The following is a 23,460-nucleotide window of genomic DNA, read 5'->3' as shown; positions in this document are numbered from 1 at the left end:
TGTGAGTGGGGATGACGGAACCGGTTACAACAATGCTTTTTGTCAAGGTGAAGGATGCAGGAAGACTTATTCCAACTGCGTAAACTTCGTTAGCGGCCATTGCCCTGTCACCAAGGTACACGGTGCAAATAAGCCTCCCACCTCTATCGAACTGATACCATCCTTGGCCTACCCCCGATCCGGCAGTGCCCACTTGAAAGGCTGATCCAGATGTATCGGAGGCGACTGAGCCAACCAAGCTATAGGCGTCAGTTGCTTGAGCCCACGGCTGCCATACTCCCGCAACACAACGCCTCTCGAATAGGCTGCCTCCCGACCTAGTACCATCTAGATAGCGGAATGTCTGGCTCCGATACTGGTCCTGAGCCGCATTCCACATTCTATTAGTCAGAAAACCCTGGTTCGTACCGTCAGTGCCTGGAAACGGGGACCCCACCCAGGTCGAGGTCGTAGTGTATGACCCCTCAACCATCAAGGTGTTAGCGTTAGCATTAGGAAGATCGGTTTTTGCGTTCCATTCGTTGGACGTAATCTGCCTTTCCCAAGCTGTCCAACCGGTTGTGGGGTGTCTCTGCCTGACGGCGTACCCGCGAGACGTAAATTTCATTGCGCGTTGAGTTATATAACCGCCACCATTATCAATGTTCTCCACGAACCAATATTGAACGTCTGGCAGATTTACCCCGTTATTGAACAGGACCAGCTTGGTACCGGTTAGTGTATTCGCGTCAAACCCTTCTGGCATTACTATAGGACTTGCCCCACCCCACCCACTATTATTTGCGAGGCCTGCTGAAACGTAAAGTTCCTGGGTCATAGCGTTGATCTTGACACCGGTACTTCGTGTAGTGTCGCCACCTGCTCCGGTCGGTGCGGCGCCCAGATTGATTTCTTGTCTCGCCATTTAATTAACCTCCAAGCGTTATAAATTTCAAACCTGAACACTCAGGCGCCTATTTCCAGCCAAGCTAAACGTTGTAATACCTATCAACTGGAAACCTACAAACTGGAATACTAAAACAGGTGCCGTTCGTCCCCTGCCCATAAAGATCTCCTAAGTTCTGCAACTGAACCTTCATATTCAGCGCCGGCGCATTATTTAATCGAATTTGCAAAGTAGCGTAGGCTGATTGACCAGCATACCAATTCACTCCCCTATCCATTTGCGACATACATATAAACTCATCAGCGCTTGGCGTAATATCGGATGAGTACGTATCGGTAAAGGTACTTCTGGTTCTTATCCAATTCTTTGTAAACCTACTATATCTAACCACCCTATCCTCTGCCGAAAAAAGAATCGCACCGTTCTCATCTCTCAAAACCATTCCGTACTGCGAGGCCGGCAATGCATCACTATATTTACAAACTACAATTTCCATGTTGTGATTCTGCAAATCGATACCACCAGCCCCTGAAGTAAATCCGACACCAGTCCAATTACCTGCACCACCATACATAATCACAACGTACAGTATGATTGATGAGCTCGTGGCAGATACGGTTCGCAAAAATATCTGTGGGGGCGCCAGAGTCTTAATGGGCTTTATAAAATTATAGATGCCGACACCCTGAGAATCTGAATGTCTTGATTTAATAGCAAACGCCCCCCTTTCTGAAAAAACAAGTATCTTCTTGCTAGAGTTAATTACGGTAGAACCTGAATTATTTACAACCGATAAACCGTAGTCACCTGCCACTACAACCTCCTAAAAACCTCCACCGTGCATTCAACAGTGAACTGTTTCCAAATTTCTCGATATTTCCCGCGCCCGCCACCATCAGGGGTGCCGTAGTTAACATACTGATACAGAGCAATACTAGTTCCACCAAGGTCTCGATAGGTGGGCAAAAAGCCCCAAGCAGGCTGACCTGCCCCTTGCTCATAATTGGCATATTTTGTTGGTGTGATGACTACGATCCCTGTATTCGGATCGTACCCTGGGACATCAATGGTCATATAGTCAGACCTTCTGCCAACACCACCGAGATTTGAAGCTGGCAATACAATGGAGTAGAGCAGCTGTAGCGTAAAGTCATCCATACCAAATGTTTGCACGCCTCTCTCATCAAAAATATTCAAACCATAGCTCATTCGGTTAAATCTCCAAGCTGAACCCTTTTAATATTATTATTGTCCCAAAAACGCATAGAGCGATGCGTCATGGTAGAGCGACCCTGCCCTGGTACGACGCCATTCATTTCGAAGGTGCCGTCGAAGAACAACCTCCAACCTCTCTCTGCCTCCTTATAGTTATTAGATTGAATGTAATTACCGATCTTGGCGTTAGTAATAGTTCCATTTCCAATAAAGGCATCAGCAATAATCGTCTGCCCATCCTGAATAACGAACGGGAATTGATTCTTCTGCCCTACTGCAAACCGATCAGCACTGATGATGAACTGACTCTCCAACCCACCCGGCCCATTCTCCAAACCAAGCCCGATACCGGCATAGGAATACTGTCCCTTACCTGCATCGTATTGCATGCGTACAGACCAGTTGGCCGAGACCTTACCGTCCACAGTCTGAATAGAGGTCGCGTTGGTCTGGATAGCCAACGTATGACCCCCTACCGTGGTTTGGACGGTGTCGATGCGCTGGCCCAGCGCCTGATCGCCATTTGTCCGCGCGTTGGTCTCGTTCTGAACAGCCGCTTTGTTGGCGTCGGTTTGTGCAGTGACGGTATCGATCCTGCTACCGAGAGCGCCATCGGCATTGATACGTGCAATCTGTTCGGATTGAACAGCCGCTTTGTTGGCGTTGGTCTGCGCCATGACCGTATCGATCCTGCTACCCAGTACCCCGTCGGCATTGATACGCGCAGTCTGTTCAGACTGCACAGCAGCAGTGTTCGCGGAACTCTTTACCTCCAGAGCTTCCGTGCGCTGCCCCTGGATCAGGTCGCCCTCGATAATCGCCGACTGAATCGACCAGACGCCGACGTACTGCTGTTCGGAACCCTGCCACCCGGTTTCGTCACCCTGCATAGAAGGGTTTACCTGCAACGAAATGCCATCTACCCGCTCTGCCGTGCTAGTAACCTTGCCATCCAGCGTGGTCACCGTAGCCTTCAAGGTGTTCAACCCATTAGCTGTAGCGCTTACACCTGTGACCGGATCATCAACCGTGACCTTCACAGCATTCAGTTGCTGGGCCTGAGCGTTAATGTCGTTGCCATGCTGAGCAATCGCCGCCGAGTTCTGCTGTATCTGTGTAGCCAGTGCCGCAGTGGTTTGCACAAGCGTGCCGATATCCACCCAATACGTTGTATTGGGTGGTGTATTTCCAGCAGGCACCGACGCAACAGCCTGGTATAGGTGATTGCCCAACCGCACAAACTCACCACTGGTATATGCTTTGGCCGAATCAAACAGCAACGCATCCGTTACCTGATCCACCAGCCCTTCCAGATCCTTGCGCGTCTTGTCCAGGCGCTCGTTGACCGAGCCCACGCCCACACCGTCAATCAGCTCAATGCGATCCAACAGGTGCTTACCCAACTCCGTTTCACCAATCTTCCCTGCGATCAGATCCAGAATCGGCGACGCATCCGAACTCGCTTGCCCGTTGACGCCCGACCCGCTTGGAAACCACGGCCCGATATTGCCCGTGCGATCCACCAACCGTGCCCAGAAAAACAACGACGTCCCCGCCGCCAGCCCCATCATGGTCAAATCGGTCTGCGGATAGGCGTAATCCCCCAGCTTGGTTGCCATCGCCAAATCAGCGGTTTTCCCGTACCAGATCTCCGTGCGCTGCAAATCCGCTGTGCTCACCCCCTGCGGAATCTGCCATTTGACCTTGATCGCAAACACCAACGACTCCGTCGTCAGCGCTGCCACGGTCGGCGGCAGTGTGGTCTTGCCGTTAAGGACGGTCTCCACGGACTCGCTATACAGGGAGCCGATATCCAGCGCGTTGATCGCCCGCACCTTGGCCACATAACGCCCGGCATAAATGCCGGACACCTCGATAGAACTGCCGCCCGTGCGGCCAGCGTAGACCCACTCACCGTCGTTCTTGCGCCAGTAAGCCTCATAGGCAATGGCATTGGCCGCCCGCTGCCATTCGATGGTCATGACATTGACCGCGCTGCCTTGCTCGACGAAATGGTCATTGCTGACCGTTACCCCGGTAGGTGCTGCTTGCACGCTCGGCGGGATCACGGTGATCGGCGGACTGTCGATTTTGGCGCCGTTGTCGATGGCGGCAAATTTGCTCGGTACGTGCTTGACCGCGCTGAGGCTGTATTTGATTTCGTCATCCGAAAAGTCTTCGGAAATCGACAACACGCGAAACTGTTGCAAAGCCAGGGTCGCGGAGTCGATGGCCCAGATCGATTGGGCCGGCGGCAGTTCATCGAGCTTGGTTTGCAGGGCAACCAACTGCTCGTCCGCACCTGCGGCGCTGACGGATTTGACCGCTCGGGACACCGCCTTGCCGTTGGGCATCACCAGGGTGATGGTGTCGCCAGCAGTGGCGGTGACTTCGGCATCCAGGGTCAGGGTGTCGAGTGTGGCAGCACGCAGGCGCCCGCCAATGCGGCGGCCGGCGCGGTCGTTGTCGGCCACGCGGATGATCTGGCCGGGCCGCGCCAGGGTGCCGTCCAGGCCGACTGCGAAGGTCACGCTTTCGGTTTCCAGGCGGTTGGTCAGCAACGCCCACTTGCCGATGCGCTGGGCTTGCGCCTGGGAGGTACAACCGGTGGCACTGATTTCAGTTTGCTGGATGCCGTAGCGCGCGATGCCTTCGGCGTCGTCGACGTACTGCACCTTCTGGCGATAGAAATCCGTCGGGTCATTCCAACTGACCAGGGCGACAGTGTAGCGGGTCTTTTTCGCCGAGCCGCCGTAGATGAATTGGCCGCCGATGACGTTGGCGTTGGAGTAGGTGTAGACCGGGTCTTCCGGCATGTCCGCCACCGCCATCACCGAACCCGCGCCCCAATAGGCCATGCCCCGGAAGGTGGTCGCCAGGTCTTGCAGCACCTTCAAGGCATCGGCGCGCACCGACAGGTACAGGTTGCAGGTGAAGCGCGGTTCGGTGCCGCCCTTGCCATCGGACACCGGCTGGTCGCAGTACTGCCCGATGCGGTAAAGCTCCCACTTATCCACTTGGCCGGCGTTGAGCAGGTGGCCCAGGCCATAGCGTTGGTGTAACAGCAGGTCGTAGTAGATCCAGGCCGGGTTGTCGGTCCAGGCCGATTTGAATGTGCCGTCCCATACACCGCTGTAGGTGCGGGTTTGCGGGTCGTAGTTACTCGGCACCTTGATGATTCGCCCACGCAGTTCGAAAGAGCGCGAGGGGATCGACTGGAATTGCGCGGCATCGAATTGCAGACCGATCAACGCCGAGCCTGGGTAGCGCAGCTTGGCATCAATCACCTCGGTGGAAGACTCCACGGTGGTGGTATCGGCAATCGCGCCACTGGTGGAGTTCGGTGTGATCCGCCGCACGCGCAGGGCCCAACCCACTTTGGCAGGGGGCAAGTCAACGCGGTGGGAACGTTCGTACTTGGTGGTGGTTTTACCGCTGAACGCGGCGGCCAGCACCTCTGTAAACGCACCGCCGTCGGTAGACAGGTCAATGGCGTACTGCACGGTATAACCGTTGGTGTCGCCATTGCTGGTGTTGGTCTGCGACAGCCGCGTGGCCGCCAAGCGTATCCGCACTGCCGACAATTGCAGGTTGGAGTAGGACTTGGTCCAGGGCTGATCGCTGCGCAGCTCGATGGACACCGGGCTTTCGTTTTCCACGGCCGGGAAGCCAGGGATATGTGACTGGTCCTGGCTGCCATTGCGGGTGTCGAGGGTCACGCCACTGAAGTTGAGGCTGCCATCGGCGTTGGCCAGCGGGGTCTCGTCGAGAAACACCGAGCGCTTATCGTTTTTCAAACCGACAATCTCGCCTTCGCTGACGAGATCGAGGATACGGGCATAGGCCGTACTTTGCAGGCTGTCTGGCGCCTCCACGGAGGGACGGGGCTTGGACGCGCCGCCTTTGCTGCCAGCGAGAGTGAGGTCAGTCATGGCTTTCCTTCAGGCGAAATAAAGCCCGCACTCGGCGGGCTGGTTGAAGAGCAGGAACGTTAGAGTTGATCCTGGGTGTAGATCCCGGCGCTGATCACCGAGCTGCCGACGATCAGTTGGCCGTAAAGCAGGCCTACCGGGTTGCCCTGGGCGCTGGTGTTGACCGGTCCGTTGAAGCTGTAGCTGGCGCGGTTGTTGGGGCCATCTTGCGCCGCCAGGCCCTTGGGCACGGGTGACAACATTTGCATTACCCCGCCCATTACCATGGAGGCGCCCATCATGATCAGGCTCGAACCAAACGGTGCGCCGGCACCAAAGGTGCCGCCCGTGATAATTGCGCCAACGACGATCAGCACCGCACCGACAATGGTCTGCAGGGCGCCTGCGCGCTTGCTGCCGATCAGCACTGGCGCCAGGCGGATGTCGTCATTGCCGACAGGGGCACCGAGGCGCTCCTGGGGAATGTTTTGCTTGCCCATGAACACCGAATAGGTCAGCCCGTTGTCTTTGGATTCCATCAGGAAACGTTCAAAGCCAGGCAGGAGAATGCTCAGGGCCCGGATGGCTTCTGAAACGCTACTGACCGCCAATCGATGCACTCTGCCAAAGCGCGCACCCAGCACGCCGTACAAGCGAACCGTGCGCACCTTTTCAGTGGCGGCTTGTTGTATGGCTGGCACGCACGTTGGGGAATCGGGAGTCACCGCAATCTTCCTCATAGTTGGTCCTGTGCATAAATGCCTGCGCTGATTACCGCGCTGCCTACCGTCAACTGACCATAAAGCAGGCCCACCGGGCTGCCTTGAATGCTTGTATTGACCGGCCCATTGAAGCTGTAACTCGCACGGTTTTCCGGACGGTCCATGGTTCCCAGGCCTTTGGCCATGGGTGACATCAACTGCGCGACGCCACCCATGGCCATGGAAATCCCCATGCTCGCGGCGAAGGTCCAACCGGTGGTGGATGAAGCGCCGATCAAGGCAGAGGAACTGCCCGAGGCCAGACCGCCAGAGAAGTACGACGCAGCCACAATCAGCGCCACACCAATAATGGTTTGCATCGACCCTGCGCGCTTGCTGCCCATCAGCACCGGTGCGATACGGATATCCGCAGCGCCTGGAGGTGCCTTGAGGCGATCCTGGCCAATGTTGTCGCGGCCCAGGAAAATCGAATACGTCACGCCCCGGTCCTTGGACTCCATCAAGAAACGCTCGAACCCCGGCACCAGAATGCACAGCGCATGGATCGCTTCCGAAGCATTGCTCACCGCCAGCCGATGCACACGCCCGAAGCTCGCGCCCAGGCTGCCGTAGAGGCGCACCGTCCTGACTTTTTCATGATGCATGGCATCCTCCAGGCGAATGATCCGCCGATGTGGTTAGTGTTTGGCCCGCAGGCCATGTCGCCAATAGCTGACCGTCACCTCGCCCCAATAGCCGCCGTAGGTATCGCGCTTGCTGTCGCGACCATACAGGTGGTGCAGGATGGAACCTGGGGCCGGGTAATGCTCGGGTTCGCTTTGCAGCACGCCGTCGGCCAGGTAGATCGCGGCATGGTTGGGCACTGGCGAGCGGATCTGCATCAGCACGATATCGCCCTGTTGCAGTTGGCTGACCTGCACGAAACCGGCGGCCGGCAGGTTGTCCAGGTAGAGGTTGCCGCCCTTGTCCCACCAACCGTCTTCACGCTGATAGTCGCCAAGCTCGATGCCCAGCTCGCGGCGGTAGTAGTCGAGGATGATGCTCAGGCAGTCATGCACGCCGTGGGCGAAGGCACGACCGATCAGGGGCGCCTGGTAGCCGTTTGGCGTGCAACTGGCCCATTCACCGGTACGCACCTGTCCGTCGTCGTCGGTGCGTACCTCAACAATGTGCCAGGGCAACCCGGAGGCTTCGCACGCCACGCGGTCTGCTTCACTGGGTGTCGCCGGACAATCCGGATGGCTGTGCACCACCGCGAGAATCTCGCCGCGCTCTTCGGCGCCAGCGTAGTCCTCGGGTGCCAGGCGAAAGTGTTCGCTGGGTGTGCTCGCCGTATTTCGACACGGCACATACACACGCTTGCGCCCTTCACGAATCAGCAGGCCGCAGCACTCATGGGGATACGCGGCCACGGCGTGCCGGGCAATCGCCGCCAGATTGGTCTTGTTCATGCTCAGCTCCGCAATAGTCCGGCTGCCGGGAATGAGCCGTAGGGAAGTGGGTTGTTCTCGCCGAAACGCAGCTTGCAGCTGGTCAGCCGCCCACCGCATTTATCCTTGGCCGCGTCGGTGACAATCACGTCATTGGCATCCGCCACCGGGCCGCCGTTGTAGCCGCAATAGGGGCCGCGATAACCGCCGCAGCTGAGCCACCAACATACGTTGGCAACGATCTGTCGACGGGGCAGTTGCACGCCGTTGAAGTCCAGCGCGCTGGCCAGTTCGAACTTCACCGTCTCACTGCTTTCGGCAACCTTGCGCTCGACGTACCAGATGTCTGGCGGCAGTTCCTCTTCCGGGTCAGCTTCGGGCTGGCCGTCGAGGTACTTGGCCAAAGTCCGATGGCGGATCAGGCGCGCGCCTACCAGGTCTTCGAAATACAGCACCAGCGCCGTGATGAAACCGCCGACGTTGCCTACGGCCAGTGTCGGCGTCGGTTGGGTGCCCTGCCCCGACATTTCGAAGCCCTCGGCCTGGATCGGCCAGGGTGAATATTCGTGGCCCTGCCAGAAGATCGATGACTCCTGAGGGTAACCGTGAAATCGGTACAACTCGGCACCCAGGGGGGTGGCATCGAGCTCGAAAAGCTCCACCCAGGCCCCGGGCTCCAGGGTCTGGATATCTGCAGTGATGGACATATGATTCTCCGGGCAAAGAAAACCCCGCACTACGGCGGGGTGGAGGCGGCGCTAGGGGTGGAAGGCTTGCTCGAACGTTGCCGTCAGGGAGTAGAGCCCGGCGCCCATGGGCGTTGGCTGGTAACCCTTGCAGCGATACAACGCAGGCGCTGCCAGTGGTGCGGTCCAGTTGAACGCCTTGGCGCCGGCATGGCGATCAAGGAAAGCAACGATCGCTTTGATGCGCGCTTCATCACCCACGAACGTCAGTGGCCAGGACTGGGTCTTGTTGTTGATCCCGTCCGCTGCCGTTTGCTGGTAGCCATCGCCGAATTTGGCCGTCTTAAGACGAAACTCGACGCTGCCGACGGGCTCCACCTTGGGCACCCATGTGAAAGTTTCTGTGCTCATGTTTTCTCCAGGCGTAAGCCGTTAATGATCAGCGGCCGTTGATGGCCGACCAGATTTGCCCGCCCGGCTTGAGGTCGCGGGCGATCTGCTCGGCGGCGCCCTGACGGGCAGAGCCGGCGTAGGCGCGGGCAACGTTCTGGGCGTTGGTGTCGGTGCCTGAGCCCTGGCCGTCGGCAACGTTGATGGTTTGCTGGATCACCACCTGGTTGCTGCTGGTGCTGCCTGACTGACCGCCGCCCAGTGCGCGCACACCGAGGGAGCCGTCGGAGCCACGACTCAGAGGCATGATGGCTTCGGGGCCGGCTTCGCCGAACAGGGCCATGGGGGCCAGGGTTGGGCCTGAGGCGACGGAATTGGTGAAGGTGCCGCCGTTGGCGAAGGCTTGAACACCGTAGTTCCAGGCGCTCCCTTTCGCGTTGTAATGAATACCCGCCGTGTTGAGCTGGGGGTTAAAGGTGTAGCTGTTAGCACCGACACTGGTGGTTGTCGGAGTGGGCGTGCTGCTGCCCAACCAGGCGCCCACTGCCGAACTGGCCAGCCCGAACAACGAACTCAGCGCACTGGATGCCGCGGTCTTCGCCGCCATCGTGGCCATGTCCTTGAGCACTGACGTGGCGAAATCCGAAAAATTGAATTTGCCCGTGGTTGCGAACGTCAGCACCGCCTGGTCCATCTTTTCGAAAGCACTGCTAAACACTGCCTTCGACTGCTCGGCCGCCGTGCCTGCCTTGGTCGAATACTCTTCGAATGCGCTGCTCGCCCCCTGGCGCCAGTCATCAAGCAACTGCGTCATTTCGGCGAAGTTGCTCTTTACCTGCCGGGTCTTTGCGTCGTCCAGAAATGCCATCGTCGCGTCGTCACCCGAAGGCGTCGGTACAGCCTCTGCGTACGGCCCACCCACTGGAAACTTCAGCCCCGCCCGCTCGGTGTAACTGGACTGCGCATCCAGCGCGCCAACAAAATCATTCTGCGCACCCTGGCTCTGCTTGAGCACTTGCACCAGTTGCGCATTTTTCTGGATAAATTTTTCCGCCGCATCCGTGGCCGGGTCATAGGCCCTTTGAAAGCCCTTGAACTGGCCGGACGTGACCTGTAGCGCAGCTGCGGCAGAGGCGCTGACCTTTTTACTGGCGTCCTCGATCTTCTGCTGCATCTCGCGCATGCTGTTTTCGGTAATCCGCGACGCCTTCGCCAGGGCCTGCTCCAGGCTGCCGAGGTTGAGCGTCAGATTACCCTGGGAAGCAGTTGCCATAGGTTTCTCCGGGTCATGGATAAAACCCGTCGAAACGGGTTTCAAGGAAAGTGGCGTCGTCCTTAACGCCACTCGTTCATCGCACGTTCAAGCGACACACCCCGGCGCAGCTCGTGGGGCATGAAGTCAATCATCTCGGCCGTGCCGCCGCCCAGCCGGTGGGTCTGCAGCGCCACCAACGCGCTGCCCGCCTCCAGCCGCCTACCGGCGTGCAGGGAGCCATATCGGTCGATATAGCGTCCCCAGGCCAGGGCTTCGTGGTAGGTCATGCGTTCCTTGGCTTCGGCGATCGTGCGGCCGCCCACTCCGTTCAGCACCAGTTCGTGCCAGAACTCATCGGCGGCCGTCAGCTCTTTGCGCCACCACCCTGGGTGCCATTGACCTCATTGACTGCATTGAGGATCACAAACCCCAATGACGGCTCAAGACCGAACGCATCGTCGTAACTCAGGGCTTCATCACCCTCGGCCCCCAACGACACTGAGGCCGCGAGGTAGCTGGCGTTGCGGCTCTGTGCCGACTCGCCCTGGCTGAACAGACGTTCGATCACACCGAACGACTGGCGACGGATGTGCACCGTGAATGTGTCAGTCACTTGCTTGCCGGTTTTGCTGTCCAGGTGCGTCCAGCTGATGTCTTTCTTCACCGGCTGGGCATCGACGATGCCGCCCTTGGCTTTCAGTTGTTTGAGGTTCATGGCGTCTCTCAGACTTTCTTGATCCAGGCGCTGGCGCCGGTGCGTTGGATGGTGACGGTGGTGGTCACGACTGCGTTCAGTGCGAAGTTGAACGGGAAGTCCGAGACGTAGCCGTCGAATGTGAACCAGGTGCGGGTTGCCGGCAGCTCAAAGCCATCGCCCTTGGCGTTGACGGTTGGCAGCACGTCCTTGCCGTCGGACCAGCCCACCGCCCACTTCACGCCGGTATCGCCCTTGGCCTCGGAGAGCTGGTGCAGGCGGATATGGCTGGCGTTGGTCGGGTCGGCGTTCAGGCCCAGGCTCGCCGTGCCAGGGGTACGCAAACCTTTCTTGTAGCTGCGCTCTTCGGCATTGAGGCTGGTGTCTTCAATCTGCTCGGCCGGGGCACCGCCCGGTTCGAACGAAGTGGCGTGCTCGACTTCCAGCACGGTGTAGGGCCCGGTGCCGGAGACCGGCGGGACGAGGGCAAAAATCTGGGTACCTTGGGTAAGAATCGACATCGAATGTTCTCCATGAACAATAAAAAACCCGCGAAGGCGGGCTGTGGGGTGCAACGGCTGTGTTGCTGCGTGCAAGGCAGGTCGAGACGGGATCAGGGGGCCGGTTTGCCATCCAGATAAGGCGGCGCATTCGGGTCCGGCTCTCGGCTCTTGATCAGGTCGACCAACGCCTGGTTGCTCTGGGCCAACAGTCGAATGGCCGCGTTGAGCTCCACCTGGCCATCGGTCTGGGTTTGCAGGGCGGCGATCAAGCGGTTGATCGCGGCCAATTCTTCGTCGTTCATAGGCATCTTGGTTCCTGTATCGCTTCAGGTCGGTAATGGGGAGCTTCAACGGCGCGCAGTAGTGACGATCAAGACGCCAGTCCACTGGCCATGATCGAGCTGCGATATCCCGTCGCCGGGTCGCCAACGTGGGTCACTTGAGTAATCGACCAGCGCCCCTGCATATACGAAGGCCAGGTTTCATCCAGCACCAGCAAGCCTTCGGCAGCGAGCAAAGGGTTACCGGGGCAATCGATCTGCAGCTTCAAACCTTCACGGCCCACCCGGCGCAGTTCGCCTTCGGCCACGGCGCGGGCTTCGGCTTCGTTCTGGCAGCGCTGGCGCACGGTCTTGAACGGGGCAATCCCGACCTGGACCATGCGCTGCTTGCCAGCCCCGGAATCCCACCAGCTGACGCGGCTGCCCATGTACTTGGAGCGCGATTTTTCGTCGAGCTTGGCGGTGATAAAGGCCTGGTCTCCCGGGCGGTTGTCGTGTGTCACAGACAGCTTCACTTCGGGCAGCAACTGGCCGGTAAGGGACTTGGCCTGCCCCGCTTCGGCCAGCACGTAAAGCTCGTTAAACGGCTTGGTGACCGCGTTGTAACGCTTGGCCAGGCGGGTGATGAAGGCCATGTCGCTTTCGTTGGACTGGTCGATGTGCGCAATCGCAATGCCGTCCAGTGTCGGTGCCACTCGCGGTGAAAAACCATGGCGGCTGACCACTTGGCGAAACAATGCCCCCAAGGTAGTCGGCCCATGGCTGGCGGAGCGGCGCTGGCGATAGCCGCTTTTATCCGCCTCGCTGAAGGGCGCGGCGGTCGCCACGATCATCAGGCGCATCGGAAACAACACTGGGGTGCGTTGGGTGACAACAAACTCGCCTTTTTCCACCAAGCCGGTTTCCTGGTAACCGACGCGCAGGCCAATCTTGCCACTGAGGCTGGGCAAGCCCTCCAACCCTTCTATATTAAGGGTCAGTTCCAGGCGGTCAGTCTGGATACCCGCGGCGTCGGTGTGGCTCCAGTGCATCAGGCGTTGATTGAGCAGCGCCGCGTTGGCGCCGTAGAACTCTACGATCGGGGTAAATCCCTGTGCCATGCAGCCTCCTTAATCCCAGGCCAGAACGGGCCGTACAGCAGCCGGCCGGGCTTGCATCTCAGGCACGACCACCCATACGCCTGCCGGCAGTACCGGGCCGTATTCAGCCAGTTCAGGGTTCAAGCGCCAGAGGGTTTCTTCCGCCGCGTCATCGCAACGCCCCAGTTCGCGGTAGAGCAGCAGGTTGACCGAATCACCGGCAATACTTCGCACTCTACGCATTGACGTACTCCTCCAGCTCAAGGGTCCAGGTCATGACCATGGCAGTGCCGTCATCGATCACATTGCTTTGGGCTTCCACCACCGAATTGATCCGCCACAGGCCCCAGTTACGGCCGATACCGTCGACCAGCGGCAACGGCGCCCGCGCATTTTGCAGAGCGCGCAATTCGTCCAGGCGCTGCATGCCAACGGCGTACATGGCCGTGCCGCTGAAGGTGAGTTTTTCCAGCTTCTGGCCGCTCTGACGCGACTGCGGCTTGCTGGCAATAATCGCCAGGTCACTCCAGCCGCCGTCGCTGTTGCGGGCCAGTGTGGAATAGGCGAACCCTCGGGATAAGCCAAAAATAAAGTCGCCCAGCACCATTTGTTGTCGCATCAATCACCTCCTGAAGGATCGGCCAGTGCCGCGTTGCGCCGGATGCCCAGGGAATCGGTGACCATCGGCACGCATTGAAACTGCAGGGCCTGGATCACCTGATTGACCACTTGCTGGGCGTCCGCCGGATTAACGCCGGTGATCTGGATGCTCGGTGAGAGCGTGACCTGGACGTTGTCCGTTCGCGCGCTGTTGAGCTCTTTACTCAGCGCGTTCGGCGCAGGTAGACGATCGCCTGAACCGAACAACTTGTCCCCAAGCCAACTGCCGGCTTCGCTGCCGAGCAAGCCACCGATGGCGCCACCGACTGCGGTGCCAATGCCAGGGAAAACCAGCGTGCCGAGCGCGGCGCCGGCGGATGCTCCCGCCCAGGCGCCGCCAGCAGTGCTAAGGCCAGCACCGACGGCCTTGGCGTCGCCATTGCGTACGCCCTGGATCACATCCACGGCGGTGTCGACATACTTCAGCGGGCCAAGGCGGCGTACGGCGGACGATTCAAGCTTTGCGAGCGTCCCCGACAGTCCAGGGGCCAAACCCTTGGGCCCACCCTGTGCTGCGACTCGGTCTGCCGAAGCGGCTGCGTAAGAGGTCAATGAGTTGCCGGAAATACTGCGTGTAGTCTCGCTCACCCGTTTGCTGTCGAACGCTAGCTGCGGCTGGCCCATGATATTGACTGGCGGCGCAGCAGGGGCTGGCGTGACAGTAGGCTGCGATTTGAGATCCGTCCGCCTTCTGACCTCTGGGATTTTGACCTCGCGCGATTTTATTTGACGGGCCTTGTTACGCTTGCCGCGCGGCCTCCTGGGATTATCTTTGGGGCGTGCCTTCTCTTCTTTCCTGGCGGTCTCACCGACACTCTCTGGCAACTGTGCGGCAGCGCTATCAAGCGGGCCGCGAATCTGCGCAGGCACTGCTCCGGTGCAGCAACAGTCCTTGCCTTTTTCAGCGCCCTTGCCGTTATCGTCCTTGAGCCACTTGGCACCCTTCGGATACCTGGCAGCCACCGCATCAATCGCCTTGCCTGAAAGACGGTCTTTGGCTTTATCCCACAAACCGGTGAACACTTCCTTGCCGACGAACTTGACGGCATCGGTGGCCAGTTCAACACTTTTTTCCCCCCAGGACGGGGTAGCAGACGCAGGCTCGTCCTGCTTGCTTTCTGCGACTCCCGCGCGGACCTCTGCCGTCTTGGTTGCCAGCGAATTGGCGCTAATGAACAGCGTGCTGGTGAGCGTTTCCAGTGTTTCGCGCAACCGAATTTGCTCTTGGGCCAGAGCGTTGATGTCCACACTAACGGTGATCAGCGCCGAGGTCAGCTCCGGCAGCGGTTGCGGTTGGGGCTGGGGTTGCAGCTGGAGTTGCGGCTGCGGCTGCGGCTGCGGCAACAATAACGGCGACGATTGTGGCACCGATTCAAGGCTGACAGGCGCGGCGAGCTCTGCGGAAAACGGCGCCAGCACATTGCCCATTTCCGCATCGCCAAGCAGCCAACGCTTGTCCTCCTGAACGAGCCTGGTCCCAAATTGAGTCTCTTGCATCCCGCTTACTCCTGTTTAACGCCAAGGCGAGTGATCGCTATGTCGTAGCGGCGCAATGCTTTTCCGGCGTCCCAGTCGAGGATCTCCGCCTCATTGACCGAGTAGATCAGCGGCACCACATCGAGGATTACGTCGATGTCGCGCTGCGAAAGAAGTCCGCCGGTTGATTTAAAAAATCGTCGATACGCTCCTGCAGTTCCGTCCAGTCGGGCACGGTCAAACCGGCCAGGTCAGGGATCATCAGGCCGGTGCAATGGGCGGTGATGAATTCGGCGCGCTCTTTGTTGGTGGCGAGTTTTTTCATCACCTTGGTGGCGCGCAGGGCAGGCATTTCCAGCGGCAGTTCGGTCAGGGTTCGGCCGGCTGCGTTCAGGGGCAGTAGCAACTGGACGGGTTGGTCCTGGGGTGTCACTTCATCCGCATTCAGGAAGAACGACGTCGGGCGCGTCGACATCTCGTGTACGTACTGGGCAATGCTCACGTAATCAGGGCGCTTGAGCTGGTCGAGCTCTTTTTCCGACAGGCCAGTGGCGAGTTTCGCCAGTTCGAAAAACTGATCGTCCTCGTCATCACCGGCCCGGGCCAGCGCGTCTTTTTGCGCGGCGTAGAACAACGGTTTTAGCTGAACCTGCTGGATCGTCGCGCCGGTGTCGGCGGTGATCGGAGCCAGCAGGATGTGCAACGGTGGCATCCAGGCCATGGGGCAATTCCTTGTAGAACGGTATTGAAAAGCACGGGAATCCCAATCTGAGCGCGGTCTCTGTGGGAGCTGGCTTGCCTGCGATAGCATCAACTCGGTGCTCCAGACGCACCGAGTCGCCTGCATCGCGGGCAAGCCCGGCTCCCACATTGACCGTGCCCGCTTCGATTGCAGTTATCCTTACGGCATCAGCACGGCGCGGCGCGCATCGCCCAGAATGTCGACGCCGTTGAGCACGAACTTCTGGGTGCGCACGTCGATGTCGATCACCGAAACGCCATTTTCCAGACGGTTGTAGGTACGGCAGGACAGTTCCAGCGTGGTGGTAGCCTTGTCGCCCATTTTCAGCTTCGCCTCCTCCAGGGATTTGAGCTTGCCGCCGACGGTGTGGTAGGTGAAGTAGGTCTTCCCGTCCTGGTCCTGGCCGGCTTCACGCACGTTCAGCAGGATGTCGTCGCCCATGCGCACGCCCAGGGCCAGCATGATTTCCGGACCGGCACCTTGCAGCACCAGCTTGGCATTGAGCACCTTGCCGCTCTTGGCCATTTCCTCGGCGATAAAGCGACCGCCGGACATGGGCTCCATGTCGAACTCGATCTTCGGCGGGGTGAACTCTTCCACGGTTGCGGACAACGGCAGGCCTTGAAGGGTGGCCGCAATGGCCTGTCTGACTCGGTTGGTAAACATTAGAGAACGTCCTCCAGGAACTGCTCGATGATTTCATCGCGGGCGTTGAGTTGATAAACCATGTGTTCGTTCGGCGCGTAGCGGCCGTAGTCGATAACGATGAACCAGGTGCCGTTCTTGTACTTCTCGACGCTGTTCAATTCCGGGTGCAGGTATACGCTGCCGCCAGGGATGGTCTCGTCGGCCACCAGGGTTTGCAGCCAGTCGTTGATGCGCTTGACCTCCTGGTCCATGAAGGACTTGGTGAGGTTCTTGGCCATGGCTTTCTGGCCGGCCTTGACCAGCTTGCGGCTGATAGCATCTTCCAGGCCGACGTAGCTGATGAACTTGCCGGTGATGGAGCGGTTACCCAGCAGCGAGAAACCGCCGAGGATGGTGCGGGCGTAGTAGCTCACGCCGTAGCGGTTGAGCAGGTCCCCTTCGGTGGAGGTATCGAGGATGTTGTACTCGACCACGCGGGAAACGTCTTCGGCGAAGGTCACCTGGTTGCCCGGGCTTTCCCACTGTTTGACCTTGGCCAGTGCGGCGATGGCCAACGAGGATGGCGACAGGAATACGTTTTTCTTCGCGGCCTTGGAGTACACCGACGGCATGTTGTGCACCAGCAGGCAACGGTCGAAACCGAGGTCGGCACCGCCCAGCTCGCCGCTGTAGGTCACTTGATCGGCCACCGAAGCGTCCTTGCCATCCAGTACCACACGCGCCTTGATGCGCTTGCCGAAGGAGGCAAACTCACCGGCCACGGCCTTGGTGCCGGTAAAGCCTGGGGCGCCGATGATGGTCAGGTCTTCAGGCACGCTGCTCAGGGCCGCCAGGCCCAGCTTGCGGCCGGTGATCGGGTCGTTGCCGCCGATCACATTGTTGACCGTATCGGCCGGGGTGGCGCCTTCTTCGACGATGACCACGTAGACCGGCACCTTGACCACTTTGAGGATCTGGTACACCGCCTGGAACAAGGTGCCCGACTCGGTGCCGGTGGGGTCCAGCAGCGCCTGGGTGGTGAAGCTGTTGATACGGAACGGGGCGTTTTTCGGGATCGATGCGTGGGCGTTGGGGGCAGTGCCGACCAAGCCAATCACGTTATCGCCAAGGCCACCCATGGCCTCGGGTGATTCGGTGGCATTCACAGTGATGCCGTTGTGCTCGAAGTTCAAAACCTCAGCCATGATTATTCAGCCTTCTTGGGGGTGGAGTTGAGGACGCTGGTCAGTTCCAGGCGGCCAGCGGTGCGCAAGGCGGATGCTTCGACGTCCAGCAGTTCCAGTTCTTCGCCAGCGGTGGACCAATGGCCGTTGCCGATGGGGAATGGGATAAGGACGGTGTAGGTTTGGCGGGTGGGCATGGGTGAAAAATCTCCGGGTGGAAAATACAAAAGCCCCTGTTGAGGAGGGGCTTTGGGGAGGCGAAAAAAAACCGCTTTCGCGGTTATCAGTTATTTCAGGAAATCTGGTTTGGATGGCCAGAGCACTGCATCAGGGTTTTCTCCCTGATCTGGAATATCACGCAGTTTTTGACGATACTCAGCGAACAAGAGCTTATGGGTGTCGAGCATCGGATAGTCTGGCATTGCTGCATAATCACTCGCCGACAAGTCTTGATCCCTTGCCTTACGAATCATTTCCCACTTGATAATCGGATGAAGTTCAGCAGGTATAAATAGTGGTTTCATATTCTCTCCTCAGCCTAGGGCCAACATCGTTCCCCAATCACCTGGGTTGGTTACAACGCCTGTGCATGCCCCTGCGAGCATCACCTCAACAACGCCAGTTGACGAGGTGCGCATCGGGTGCAGATGGTAATAAGTTCCAAACAACTCTGTAGGAGAAATAACACTGGAGCACCAGCGCCATTTGCCTTTTTCAACGCCATTACTCCATGCTCCAGACACGTTACCCTCCAAAAGACGTACGAAGGCACCAACGGTAAGGTAGGAGTTCTGCGGTACTGCACCAGAGCCATTCGCGAGCGCCATATCGACAGTGTAAGGGAACGCGAGCCAAGGACTAGCGTCTGACACCGACCACTTCATTTGCCACAGATGTACCAACGTGCGCCAATAGTCGCTGGCCCTGATTTCAAAATTTGGATATTGCTCACGCACATCTGCCTGCACCTGAAGCAAGAAATCCACATCAGCTTGCGGGCGTCCGGCCGCTTGAGAGGCAGTGGTGATAGTTCGCAGCTTAGTCGGTGTCACTTCAGCGTGAATCCCCCAATTTTCAATCAGTGTTCCATCGGCATTCGGGGACAAATTGAAGTTCTTGGTGACCGCCAATCTTGGGAGTCTATTTTTCAACTCCGACAATTGAGCGTCGTACGCCTGGCGGGCATCGACTATCGCCTTGTCAATTTCTCCGACTTTTCCGGTAATGACGTTAGTCAAGTTATTTGCCGCGCTTACAACGGCAGCAAGTTGCTGTTCGGTACTCAAATGAATGCTCCTAAACGCCTGGATAGCGTCATGTAAAATAAATTGAAAACGCTCTATTTTCTTTCGACTTCCATCACTCGAAATAGAACCCCTACACCGCGTGCCATATTGTCTATGCTCGCAGCTGATAAGGCCGCAATTTCATCAGTCAATAGCACATTCAAATTGTCGCTACCCACCACAATCGTCACGCTATCCGTCGGCAACGGCGAAACATCCAACGTAAACTTCTGCAGCACCCGAGCCGCCGCCGCCTTATACGTCAGCAACTTCCCCGCCACGGAATACACCGCCAGCAAAGTCCCGCTTGCGAGGTAAAAACCGAACTCGCCAATCTCATATTCTCCGTCGCCATCAAACAGCGCGGCCATCCTGAGTTGGCGCTCGCCCAAGTCTTCGTAATCGACGATGGCCACCCGTTGTCGCTCGTCACGCAAGGCCACTTCTGTGCCGTCGGGGTTGTAGCGGCCGGTGCCGCCGCCGATGTGGGTGATTTGGCCTTTGAGGCCCTGGTTCTTTGCCTGCAGCACTTCATCCAAACCTTTGGAAGTGAAGCGCACCAGGCGCGTGATTTCATCTGTCATGGCTGCGCCCTGAGGTCGTAGTCGTTAATGGTGTAGTGCTGGGCAACCCCGGCACTGTTAAGCCGAGCAACCAGCGCCAATTCCGGCAACGCGCCGTTTAGATAAAACTCGCCATCGCTTAAAGGGGCGTCGAGCACTTGCGTGAATGCAAGGTGACCTTCGGTTTCATGCACGATGGTGATCGTCGCCTGATCGCGCTCACTCTTGGCCGCATTGATACGCCGGATCAGCCGGTTGTGATCGCCGCTGGACCAACTGCGCCCGATGATCGCCTGTACGTCGAAGGTGTAAGGCACACCCAAGGGGCGTTGCTGATACCAGGCGCTGATGTTGGGAGTGAAGCCCAATGACTCCACCGCATGACTCAGCGCCTTGGGCGTACCGGCCTGGCGCTGGATTTGCCAGGACAAGGCCACGGTCAGGCGCTTTTCCGCCTCGCTGGCTTCGGCATCCCATTCGCTGACGCCGCGGTCGGCGGCCAGGTACGGGAGGAATTCGCTGGGGGTTTGAAGTGGGTTCATCAGCGCTGGAAACGGCGGCGTGACGCGCTCAAGCAATGTGCCGAAGCCCAGGTCCAGGGCCTTTTCCAGCGGTGAACTGTTGGCCGGCAACAGACTCGCGTTGGGTTCACTCATAGCGTGCGCACCTCCACCTCGACACCCGTGCAATACGGGGCCTGGAACGCGGTGCTGACAATCGGCGCCAGCGGTTCCAGGATCTGCAGTTGCGTAGCACCGGCGCTGTGGATGGCGTAGTCGATCCAGCTGGGGTCGACCCGCCCTTCCAGCCGATGGCAGGACTCTGCGTAGTCTTGCAGCAGTTTCTGCGCCGCCACTTGGGTCAGCCCCGAGTCCGGGCCGGCGTTGATCTTGGCCACCACGCGAATTTTGTAGGGCTGAATTTGAGCGCCCTGGACGGTGACAAGATCGGTTTCGGGCCTTACATCCGGCCGTGCGAAATGTCGACGTACACCGTCAAGCAAGTCCGCAGACGGCGTGCCGTCGCCCTCGCGGGAAAGCACAGTGACCATGACTTCACCCGGTGCGGTGCGTCGGGCGTTGCCGTCCTTGACCTGGGCTGCATAACCATCTGGATCGAAGGTGTAGGTGACCGTCACCACACCCGGCGTCGCGCTCTGCACTTTCACCGCCGGGCGCTCGCCAAGGGTGAACACTTCGCGGCGATACTGCATCCGCGAGCCCGCTGCCGGGGCGTGGGGGGCCAGGTAGTAACGCAGGCGAGCGTCGTCGTCGCTTTCCAGGGTGGGCGGCACGGGCGGGAACGCCGCCGAGTCGCCAGGGTCGAGCACTTGGCGCTCCAGGCCCATATCGGCCAGGCGCGCATCCAGGTTGCTGCCGGTGGCCCACCACGCCAGCATCTGCTTGATGCGGGCGTTGTATTTACGCTCGTGGGTTTGCAGACGCACGCAAAACGCTTCCAGGGCCAGGGTCAGCAGTTCGCTTTCGTTGTCGAGGCTGGCCTTGAGTTTGAGCGCACTTTGCGGCGCGCGGGTGGCGACGTAGTCGATGACAAACGTCTTGAACTCGGCCAGCAACGGTTCGAACTCATCCACCTTGATGATGGTCGGTTCCGCCAGTTGGTTCTGGCCGGGGATCAACATGCTCATGTCACGACCTCGAAGGTTTGTTGGCGGTTTTTCCAGGTACCGGCAAACCGCAGCAGCAGGCCGGCGCCTTGGCGAGTGGCGACGATGACCTGGGGGTCAAAATCGCTGATGCCGTTATGGGTGTTGTAGAACGCCTGGGCGGCATGGCTCTGGGCGAGAATCAGCAGGTCGTCGCCGAGGTTTTGCCCGAGCAACTGCGGGATCAGCGAGCCATACAACGGACGCTTTTGCCGGGTGCCCACGGGGGTGGTCAGCGCTCGGGTGGCGCGCTGCACAAATTGCAGCCAGTCATCGACGGCTGCGCCGGTGTTCCTCTCGATTCCGAGCATGGGATGTCCTTATCGGGGGCTGATGACGCGTCCTTGATGGTCCACTACCGGGCCGCTGAAGTGAGCTCCGCCAGCATCCAGCAACAGGCTGGTGCCGCCGATTTGCAAAGTGATGCTCTGGGCATTCATGGTCAGGCTGGCAGCGCCGACTTTAATGTCGACCTGTTCACGGGAGCCGCTGACGGTGGTTGGGCCGTTGGCCCAGTTGAAAGTATGGCTGGCGTCGTCGTAGTCGCTTTGGGTGCCGTCTTGATGGCGACGCCGGGTCAGCGTCGCAACGCTGGAGACTGGCGGAAAGCGATCACTGTTGAGGCCGAACAGCGCCACTGACTGCACGCCGCCCTCCCCGCCACCGTAGTTAAGCAACAGGCATTGCTCGCCCACCGTTGGAATGCGGGTTTCCGTTTGCGCACCGGCGCTGGGGTTGAAAAAGCGGATCGCCGGGGTCAGCAAATCACCGTGGCTGACCTTGCAAGTGTTGCTCGCCGCGTCGACCTGCTGGCAAATGCCAATCCGGCAGAAGCTTTCAGCGCGGCGGTAAAGGTCTTCGAGTTGGGTCTCCATCTCTGCCAGGCGTTCGACGATCGGTCCCAATTGCATGCGTAACAGCGCGTCGAACATGGGCTACTCCGCCAGTGGTTTGTATTGGGCCGGGTCGTCGATGTTGGAGACGTCCCAGGTGCAGGCAAACAGCGGCTGGCCTGTAGGATCTTCAAGTAACGGCGGCCCCAGATAGAGGGTTTGAGTGAAGGAAACCGTCCAGGTGTCGTAGTCCGCATCAAGGGTGCTGCGCACAGCCGGAGCGGCGACGATATTTGCGGGCAAATCGCACTGTGCCTGGGGCAGGTCCCAACGGTTATCCAGCACAAGGTCCATGAGTTGGCTGGCCAGGTCGCAGGCATCGAACGGCAATGCCCCGGGGGCGACCATGGCCCTGAGTGAAATGCTCAGCACGTGAGCCTTGCGCCCTTCGCGAGAGCGAATGCCCGGGCCATTGCCTTCGACTGTGACCTGCACACCGGTTTTTTCAGTGTCGCCCTGGAAGTCCTGATGACTGCCGACCTTGAGGTCCGGGAAGGCTGCATGCAGCGCAGCGCCCACGGCCTGGGGCAGTTGGGATGGCTTTTCGATAAGCGTCATTTTATGTAGCGTCCTTGCAACGATTACTGCGGGTCCTGGCGGGAGCCTTGGTTGATCCCGATGCGCTTGGCCGCCCACCGCTCATAAAGGCCGATAGCCACGTCGGCACCGGCCATGGCGGTCAGGCAACCAATGGCGCCGGCGGTCCAGATCGACATCCCCGCTGCGTAGCACAGCATCAGAGCCGAAACCCCGCAGACCATGCACGCCCCGGAACGCAGGGCCAGGCGTCGGATCAGCGACCAACCGCGAGCCCCTTCCTTATCGGCGCGCCACATCTCGCCGGATACGCCGCCGATCACGGCCAATACGATGACCAGCCAGATAGGCATTTCCGCTAACGCTTGCTGTTCATTTGTCATGTCACGCCTCCTGGCTGAGCATTTAATAATCCATATTTCATTTACAGATGCTTCGATAGGTAGGCATTCCAAAAAGCCCGGTTGCCCGGGCTTTTCAGTAATGCTGTCCTCGGACTTTCGGCGCTACTGGCGCGGTACGGTCCTTTCCTCAATGTTTTTCCGACCACGATCCCTGTCTGCCGGATAACTGCTTCTGGTGCTTTACGCTGCACACCCGGGTCAGTTGCCAACCCTCTGAACCGTCAAGGCCGGTTCATCGCTGCCTGTTTTTGAAGCGTTGAGACTAAAGAGCGTCGGCATCCTTGCCGGTGTTGCCTGGCATCCCTGCCATCGCTTCGATGGCGTCCTTGCCGATGTTGCGTGCCTTCCTTGTCTTCCTTGGCAGCATCCT

Annotated in this window: 30 protein-coding genes; all 30 read right to left on the bottom strand. The window is 59.0% G+C overall.

Going from position 1 to position 23,460, the window contains the following annotated elements:
* Window positions 1-968 precede the first annotated feature (968 nt).
* Entirely contained in the window at window positions 969-1,700 is a 732-nt protein-coding gene (locus tag LJX92_RS05860) for a hypothetical protein (protein WP_228309409.1), read from the bottom strand.
* Window positions 1,700-2,095: a hypothetical protein gene (locus tag LJX92_RS05855; RefSeq protein WP_228309408.1), complete on the bottom strand. Its 396-nt coding sequence runs from the start codon at window positions 2,093-2,095 to the stop codon at window positions 1,700-1,702. Before LJX92_RS05855 ends, LJX92_RS05860 begins: the two co-directional genes overlap by 1 nt.
* A complete protein-coding gene (locus LJX92_RS05850; RefSeq protein ID WP_228309407.1) occupies window positions 2,092-6,033 on the bottom strand; it encodes a phage tail protein in 3,942 nt (1,313 codons plus the stop codon). Before LJX92_RS05850 ends, LJX92_RS05855 begins: the two co-directional genes overlap by 4 nt.
* A gap of 59 nt (window positions 6,034-6,092) precedes the next feature.
* Window positions 6,093-6,752, bottom strand: a complete 660-nt coding sequence (locus LJX92_RS05845; protein ID WP_228309406.1) for a tail assembly protein — start codon at window positions 6,750-6,752, stop codon at window positions 6,093-6,095.
* The gene (locus LJX92_RS05840; RefSeq protein WP_005785432.1) at window positions 6,749-7,378 is read right to left on the bottom strand and encodes a tail assembly protein; all 630 of its coding nucleotides are present in this window, start codon (window positions 7,376-7,378) and stop codon (window positions 6,749-6,751) included. Before LJX92_RS05840 ends, LJX92_RS05845 begins: the two co-directional genes overlap by 4 nt.
* A gap of 33 nt (window positions 7,379-7,411) precedes the next feature.
* On the bottom strand, window positions 7,412-8,185 hold the full coding sequence (locus tag LJX92_RS05835; protein WP_005785430.1) for a C40 family peptidase: 774 nt from the start codon (window positions 8,183-8,185) through the stop codon (window positions 7,412-7,414).
* A gap of 2 nt (window positions 8,186-8,187) precedes the next feature.
* Window positions 8,188-8,871 (bottom strand): phage minor tail protein L, encoded by a 684-nt coding sequence (locus LJX92_RS05830; protein ID WP_057021849.1) that lies wholly within the window; start codon window positions 8,869-8,871, stop codon window positions 8,188-8,190.
* Window positions 8,872-8,922: 51 nt separating this feature from the next.
* Window positions 8,923-9,261, bottom strand: coding sequence for a phage tail protein (locus LJX92_RS05825; protein ID WP_005785426.1), 339 nt, complete (start codon window positions 9,259-9,261; stop codon window positions 8,923-8,925).
* A 28-nt stretch (window positions 9,262-9,289) separates the two neighbouring features.
* On the bottom strand, window positions 9,290-10,513 hold the full coding sequence (locus tag LJX92_RS05820; RefSeq protein ID WP_078820431.1) for a phage tail tape measure C-terminal domain-containing protein: 1,224 nt from the start codon (window positions 10,511-10,513) through the stop codon (window positions 9,290-9,292).
* A 62-nt stretch (window positions 10,514-10,575) separates the two neighbouring features.
* A complete protein-coding gene (locus LJX92_RS05815; RefSeq protein WP_032803291.1) occupies window positions 10,576-10,830 on the bottom strand; it encodes a hypothetical protein in 255 nt (84 codons plus the stop codon).
* A 29-nt stretch (window positions 10,831-10,859) separates the two neighbouring features.
* The gene (locus LJX92_RS05810; protein WP_005785418.1) at window positions 10,860-11,210 is read right to left on the bottom strand and encodes a phage tail assembly chaperone family protein, TAC; all 351 of its coding nucleotides are present in this window, start codon (window positions 11,208-11,210) and stop codon (window positions 10,860-10,862) included.
* Between the two features lie 8 nt (window positions 11,211-11,218).
* Entirely contained in the window at window positions 11,219-11,710 is a 492-nt protein-coding gene (locus LJX92_RS05805) for a phage tail tube protein (RefSeq protein ID WP_005785416.1), read from the bottom strand.
* A gap of 92 nt (window positions 11,711-11,802) precedes the next feature.
* Complete coding sequence (locus tag LJX92_RS05800; protein ID WP_228309405.1) at window positions 11,803-12,000, bottom strand: hypothetical protein; 198 nt, start codon at window positions 11,998-12,000, stop codon at window positions 11,803-11,805.
* A 62-nt stretch (window positions 12,001-12,062) separates the two neighbouring features.
* Complete coding sequence (locus LJX92_RS05795; protein WP_103733419.1) at window positions 12,063-13,073, bottom strand: contractile injection system protein, VgrG/Pvc8 family; 1,011 nt, start codon at window positions 13,071-13,073, stop codon at window positions 12,063-12,065.
* Window positions 13,074-13,082: 9 nt separating this feature from the next.
* Window positions 13,083-13,295, bottom strand: coding sequence for a tail protein X (locus LJX92_RS05790; protein ID WP_005785409.1), 213 nt, complete (start codon window positions 13,293-13,295; stop codon window positions 13,083-13,085).
* Window positions 13,288-13,671: a phage tail protein gene (locus LJX92_RS05785; RefSeq protein ID WP_005785407.1), complete on the bottom strand. Its 384-nt coding sequence runs from the start codon at window positions 13,669-13,671 to the stop codon at window positions 13,288-13,290. The genes LJX92_RS05790 and LJX92_RS05785 overlap by 8 nt, the downstream gene beginning before the upstream one ends.
* On the bottom strand, window positions 13,671-15,209 hold the full coding sequence (locus tag LJX92_RS05780) for a tail tape measure protein (RefSeq protein WP_228309404.1): 1,539 nt from the start codon (window positions 15,207-15,209) through the stop codon (window positions 13,671-13,673). Before LJX92_RS05780 ends, LJX92_RS05785 begins: the two co-directional genes overlap by 1 nt.
* Before the next feature lie 127 nt (window positions 15,210-15,336).
* Window positions 15,337-15,909: a phage tail assembly protein gene (locus LJX92_RS05775; protein WP_228309403.1), complete on the bottom strand. Its 573-nt coding sequence runs from the start codon at window positions 15,907-15,909 to the stop codon at window positions 15,337-15,339.
* Between the two features lie 180 nt (window positions 15,910-16,089).
* Window positions 16,090-16,596, bottom strand: coding sequence for a phage major tail tube protein (locus tag LJX92_RS05770; protein ID WP_005785401.1), 507 nt, complete (start codon window positions 16,594-16,596; stop codon window positions 16,090-16,092).
* Entirely contained in the window at window positions 16,596-17,762 is a 1,167-nt protein-coding gene (locus LJX92_RS05765) for a phage tail protein (RefSeq protein WP_228309402.1), read from the bottom strand. Before LJX92_RS05765 ends, LJX92_RS05770 begins: the two co-directional genes overlap by 1 nt.
* Before the next feature lie 2 nt (window positions 17,763-17,764).
* Window positions 17,765-17,938, bottom strand: a complete 174-nt coding sequence (locus LJX92_RS05760) for a hypothetical protein (protein ID WP_003189022.1) — start codon at window positions 17,936-17,938, stop codon at window positions 17,765-17,767.
* Between the two features lie 90 nt (window positions 17,939-18,028).
* Entirely contained in the window at window positions 18,029-18,265 is a 237-nt protein-coding gene (locus LJX92_RS05755) for a tail fiber assembly protein (RefSeq protein ID WP_005785396.1), read from the bottom strand.
* Between the two features lie 9 nt (window positions 18,266-18,274).
* A complete protein-coding gene (locus LJX92_RS05750; protein ID WP_005785395.1) occupies window positions 18,275-19,027 on the bottom strand; it encodes a hypothetical protein in 753 nt (250 codons plus the stop codon).
* A 53-nt stretch (window positions 19,028-19,080) separates the two neighbouring features.
* Window positions 19,081-19,611, bottom strand: coding sequence for a phage tail protein (locus LJX92_RS05745; protein WP_228309401.1), 531 nt, complete (start codon window positions 19,609-19,611; stop codon window positions 19,081-19,083).
* Window positions 19,608-20,246 carry a phage tail protein I gene (locus LJX92_RS05740; protein ID WP_228309400.1) on the bottom strand — a complete coding sequence of 213 codons (639 nt, stop codon included), beginning with the start codon at window positions 20,244-20,246 and terminating at the stop codon, window positions 19,608-19,610. Before LJX92_RS05740 ends, LJX92_RS05745 begins: the two co-directional genes overlap by 4 nt.
* Window positions 20,243-21,238, bottom strand: coding sequence for a baseplate J/gp47 family protein (locus LJX92_RS05735; protein WP_228309399.1), 996 nt, complete (start codon window positions 21,236-21,238; stop codon window positions 20,243-20,245). The genes LJX92_RS05740 and LJX92_RS05735 overlap by 4 nt, the downstream gene beginning before the upstream one ends.
* On the bottom strand, window positions 21,235-21,567 hold the full coding sequence (locus LJX92_RS05730) for a phage baseplate protein (RefSeq protein ID WP_148852484.1): 333 nt from the start codon (window positions 21,565-21,567) through the stop codon (window positions 21,235-21,237). The genes LJX92_RS05735 and LJX92_RS05730 overlap by 4 nt, the downstream gene beginning before the upstream one ends.
* 9 nt (window positions 21,568-21,576) lie before the next feature.
* Window positions 21,577-22,188 carry a phage baseplate assembly protein V gene (locus tag LJX92_RS05725; RefSeq protein WP_060767087.1) on the bottom strand — a complete coding sequence of 204 codons (612 nt, stop codon included), beginning with the start codon at window positions 22,186-22,188 and terminating at the stop codon, window positions 21,577-21,579.
* A gap of 3 nt (window positions 22,189-22,191) precedes the next feature.
* On the bottom strand, window positions 22,192-22,707 hold the full coding sequence (locus LJX92_RS05720) for a hypothetical protein (protein ID WP_078820417.1): 516 nt from the start codon (window positions 22,705-22,707) through the stop codon (window positions 22,192-22,194).
* Between the two features lie 23 nt (window positions 22,708-22,730).
* Window positions 22,731-23,069: a phage holin family protein gene (locus LJX92_RS05715; RefSeq protein WP_005785384.1), complete on the bottom strand. Its 339-nt coding sequence runs from the start codon at window positions 23,067-23,069 to the stop codon at window positions 22,731-22,733.
* Between the last annotated feature and the right edge of the window lie 391 nt (window positions 23,070-23,460).

It is taken from the genome of Pseudomonas sp. HN8-3 (genome assembly GCF_020790195.1).
Taxonomy (GTDB): Bacteria; Pseudomonadota; Gammaproteobacteria; order Pseudomonadales; family Pseudomonadaceae; genus Aquipseudomonas; species Aquipseudomonas synxantha_A.
This window is presented reverse-complemented; position numbering and strand designations above follow the sequence as displayed.

What these genes read in the sequence shown, in the direction of transcription:
- LJX92_RS05855 (WP_228309408.1), bottom strand. Translation starts at nt 2,095, where the DNA reads ATGAGCTATGGTTTGAATATTTTTGATGAGAGAGGCGTGCAAACATTT.
- LJX92_RS05850 (WP_228309407.1), bottom strand. Translation starts at nt 6,033, where the DNA reads ATGACTGACCTCACTCTCGCTGGCAGCAAAGGCGGCGCGTCCAAGCCC.
- LJX92_RS05845 (WP_228309406.1), bottom strand. Translation starts at nt 6,752, where the DNA reads ATGAGGAAGATTGCGGTGACTCCCGATTCCCCAACGTGCGTGCCAGCC.
- LJX92_RS05840 (WP_005785432.1), bottom strand. Translation starts at nt 7,378, where the DNA reads ATGCATCATGAAAAAGTCAGGACGGTGCGCCTCTACGGCAGCCTGGGC.
- LJX92_RS05835 (WP_005785430.1), bottom strand. Translation starts at nt 8,185, where the DNA reads ATGAACAAGACCAATCTGGCGGCGATTGCCCGGCACGCCGTGGCCGCG.
- LJX92_RS05830 (WP_057021849.1), bottom strand. Translation starts at nt 8,871, where the DNA reads ATGTCCATCACTGCAGATATCCAGACCCTGGAGCCCGGGGCCTGGGTG.
- LJX92_RS05825 (WP_005785426.1), bottom strand. Translation starts at nt 9,261, where the DNA reads ATGAGCACAGAAACTTTCACATGGGTGCCCAAGGTGGAGCCCGTCGGC.
- LJX92_RS05820 (WP_078820431.1), bottom strand. Translation starts at nt 10,513, where the DNA reads ATGGCAACTGCTTCCCAGGGTAATCTGACGCTCAACCTCGGCAGCCTG.
- LJX92_RS05810 (WP_005785418.1), bottom strand. Translation starts at nt 11,210, where the DNA reads ATGAACCTCAAACAACTGAAAGCCAAGGGCGGCATCGTCGATGCCCAG.
- LJX92_RS05805 (WP_005785416.1), bottom strand. Translation starts at nt 11,710, where the DNA reads ATGTCGATTCTTACCCAAGGTACCCAGATTTTTGCCCTCGTCCCGCCG.
- LJX92_RS05800 (WP_228309405.1), bottom strand. Translation starts at nt 12,000, where the DNA reads ATGCCTATGAACGACGAAGAATTGGCCGCGATCAACCGCTTGATCGCC.
- LJX92_RS05795 (WP_103733419.1), bottom strand. Translation starts at nt 13,073, where the DNA reads ATGGCACAGGGATTTACCCCGATCGTAGAGTTCTACGGCGCCAACGCG.
- LJX92_RS05790 (WP_005785409.1), bottom strand. Translation starts at nt 13,295, where the DNA reads ATGCGTAGAGTGCGAAGTATTGCCGGTGATTCGGTCAACCTGCTGCTC.
- LJX92_RS05785 (WP_005785407.1), bottom strand. Translation starts at nt 13,671, where the DNA reads ATGCGACAACAAATGGTGCTGGGCGACTTTATTTTTGGCTTATCCCGA.
- LJX92_RS05780 (WP_228309404.1), bottom strand. Translation starts at nt 15,209, where the DNA reads ATGCAAGAGACTCAATTTGGGACCAGGCTCGTTCAGGAGGACAAGCGT.
- LJX92_RS05775 (WP_228309403.1), bottom strand. Translation starts at nt 15,909, where the DNA reads ATGGCCTGGATGCCACCGTTGCACATCCTGCTGGCTCCGATCACCGCC.
- LJX92_RS05770 (WP_005785401.1), bottom strand. Translation starts at nt 16,596, where the DNA reads ATGTTTACCAACCGAGTCAGACAGGCCATTGCGGCCACCCTTCAAGGC.
- LJX92_RS05765 (WP_228309402.1), bottom strand. Translation starts at nt 17,762, where the DNA reads ATGGCTGAGGTTTTGAACTTCGAGCACAACGGCATCACTGTGAATGCC.
- LJX92_RS05760 (WP_003189022.1), bottom strand. Translation starts at nt 17,938, where the DNA reads ATGCCCACCCGCCAAACCTACACCGTCCTTATCCCATTCCCCATCGGC.
- LJX92_RS05755 (WP_005785396.1), bottom strand. Translation starts at nt 18,265, where the DNA reads ATGAAACCACTATTTATACCTGCTGAACTTCATCCGATTATCAAGTGG.
- LJX92_RS05745 (WP_228309401.1), bottom strand. Translation starts at nt 19,611, where the DNA reads ATGACAGATGAAATCACGCGCCTGGTGCGCTTCACTTCCAAAGGTTTG.
- LJX92_RS05740 (WP_228309400.1), bottom strand. Translation starts at nt 20,246, where the DNA reads ATGAGTGAACCCAACGCGAGTCTGTTGCCGGCCAACAGTTCACCGCTG.
- LJX92_RS05735 (WP_228309399.1), bottom strand. Translation starts at nt 21,238, where the DNA reads ATGAGCATGTTGATCCCCGGCCAGAACCAACTGGCGGAACCGACCATC.
- LJX92_RS05730 (WP_148852484.1), bottom strand. Translation starts at nt 21,567, where the DNA reads ATGCTCGGAATCGAGAGGAACACCGGCGCAGCCGTCGATGACTGGCTG.
- LJX92_RS05725 (WP_060767087.1), bottom strand. Translation starts at nt 22,188, where the DNA reads ATGTTCGACGCGCTGTTACGCATGCAATTGGGACCGATCGTCGAACGC.
- LJX92_RS05720 (WP_078820417.1), bottom strand. Translation starts at nt 22,707, where the DNA reads ATGACGCTTATCGAAAAGCCATCCCAACTGCCCCAGGCCGTGGGCGCT.
- LJX92_RS05715 (WP_005785384.1), bottom strand. Translation starts at nt 23,069, where the DNA reads ATGACAAATGAACAGCAAGCGTTAGCGGAAATGCCTATCTGGCTGGTC.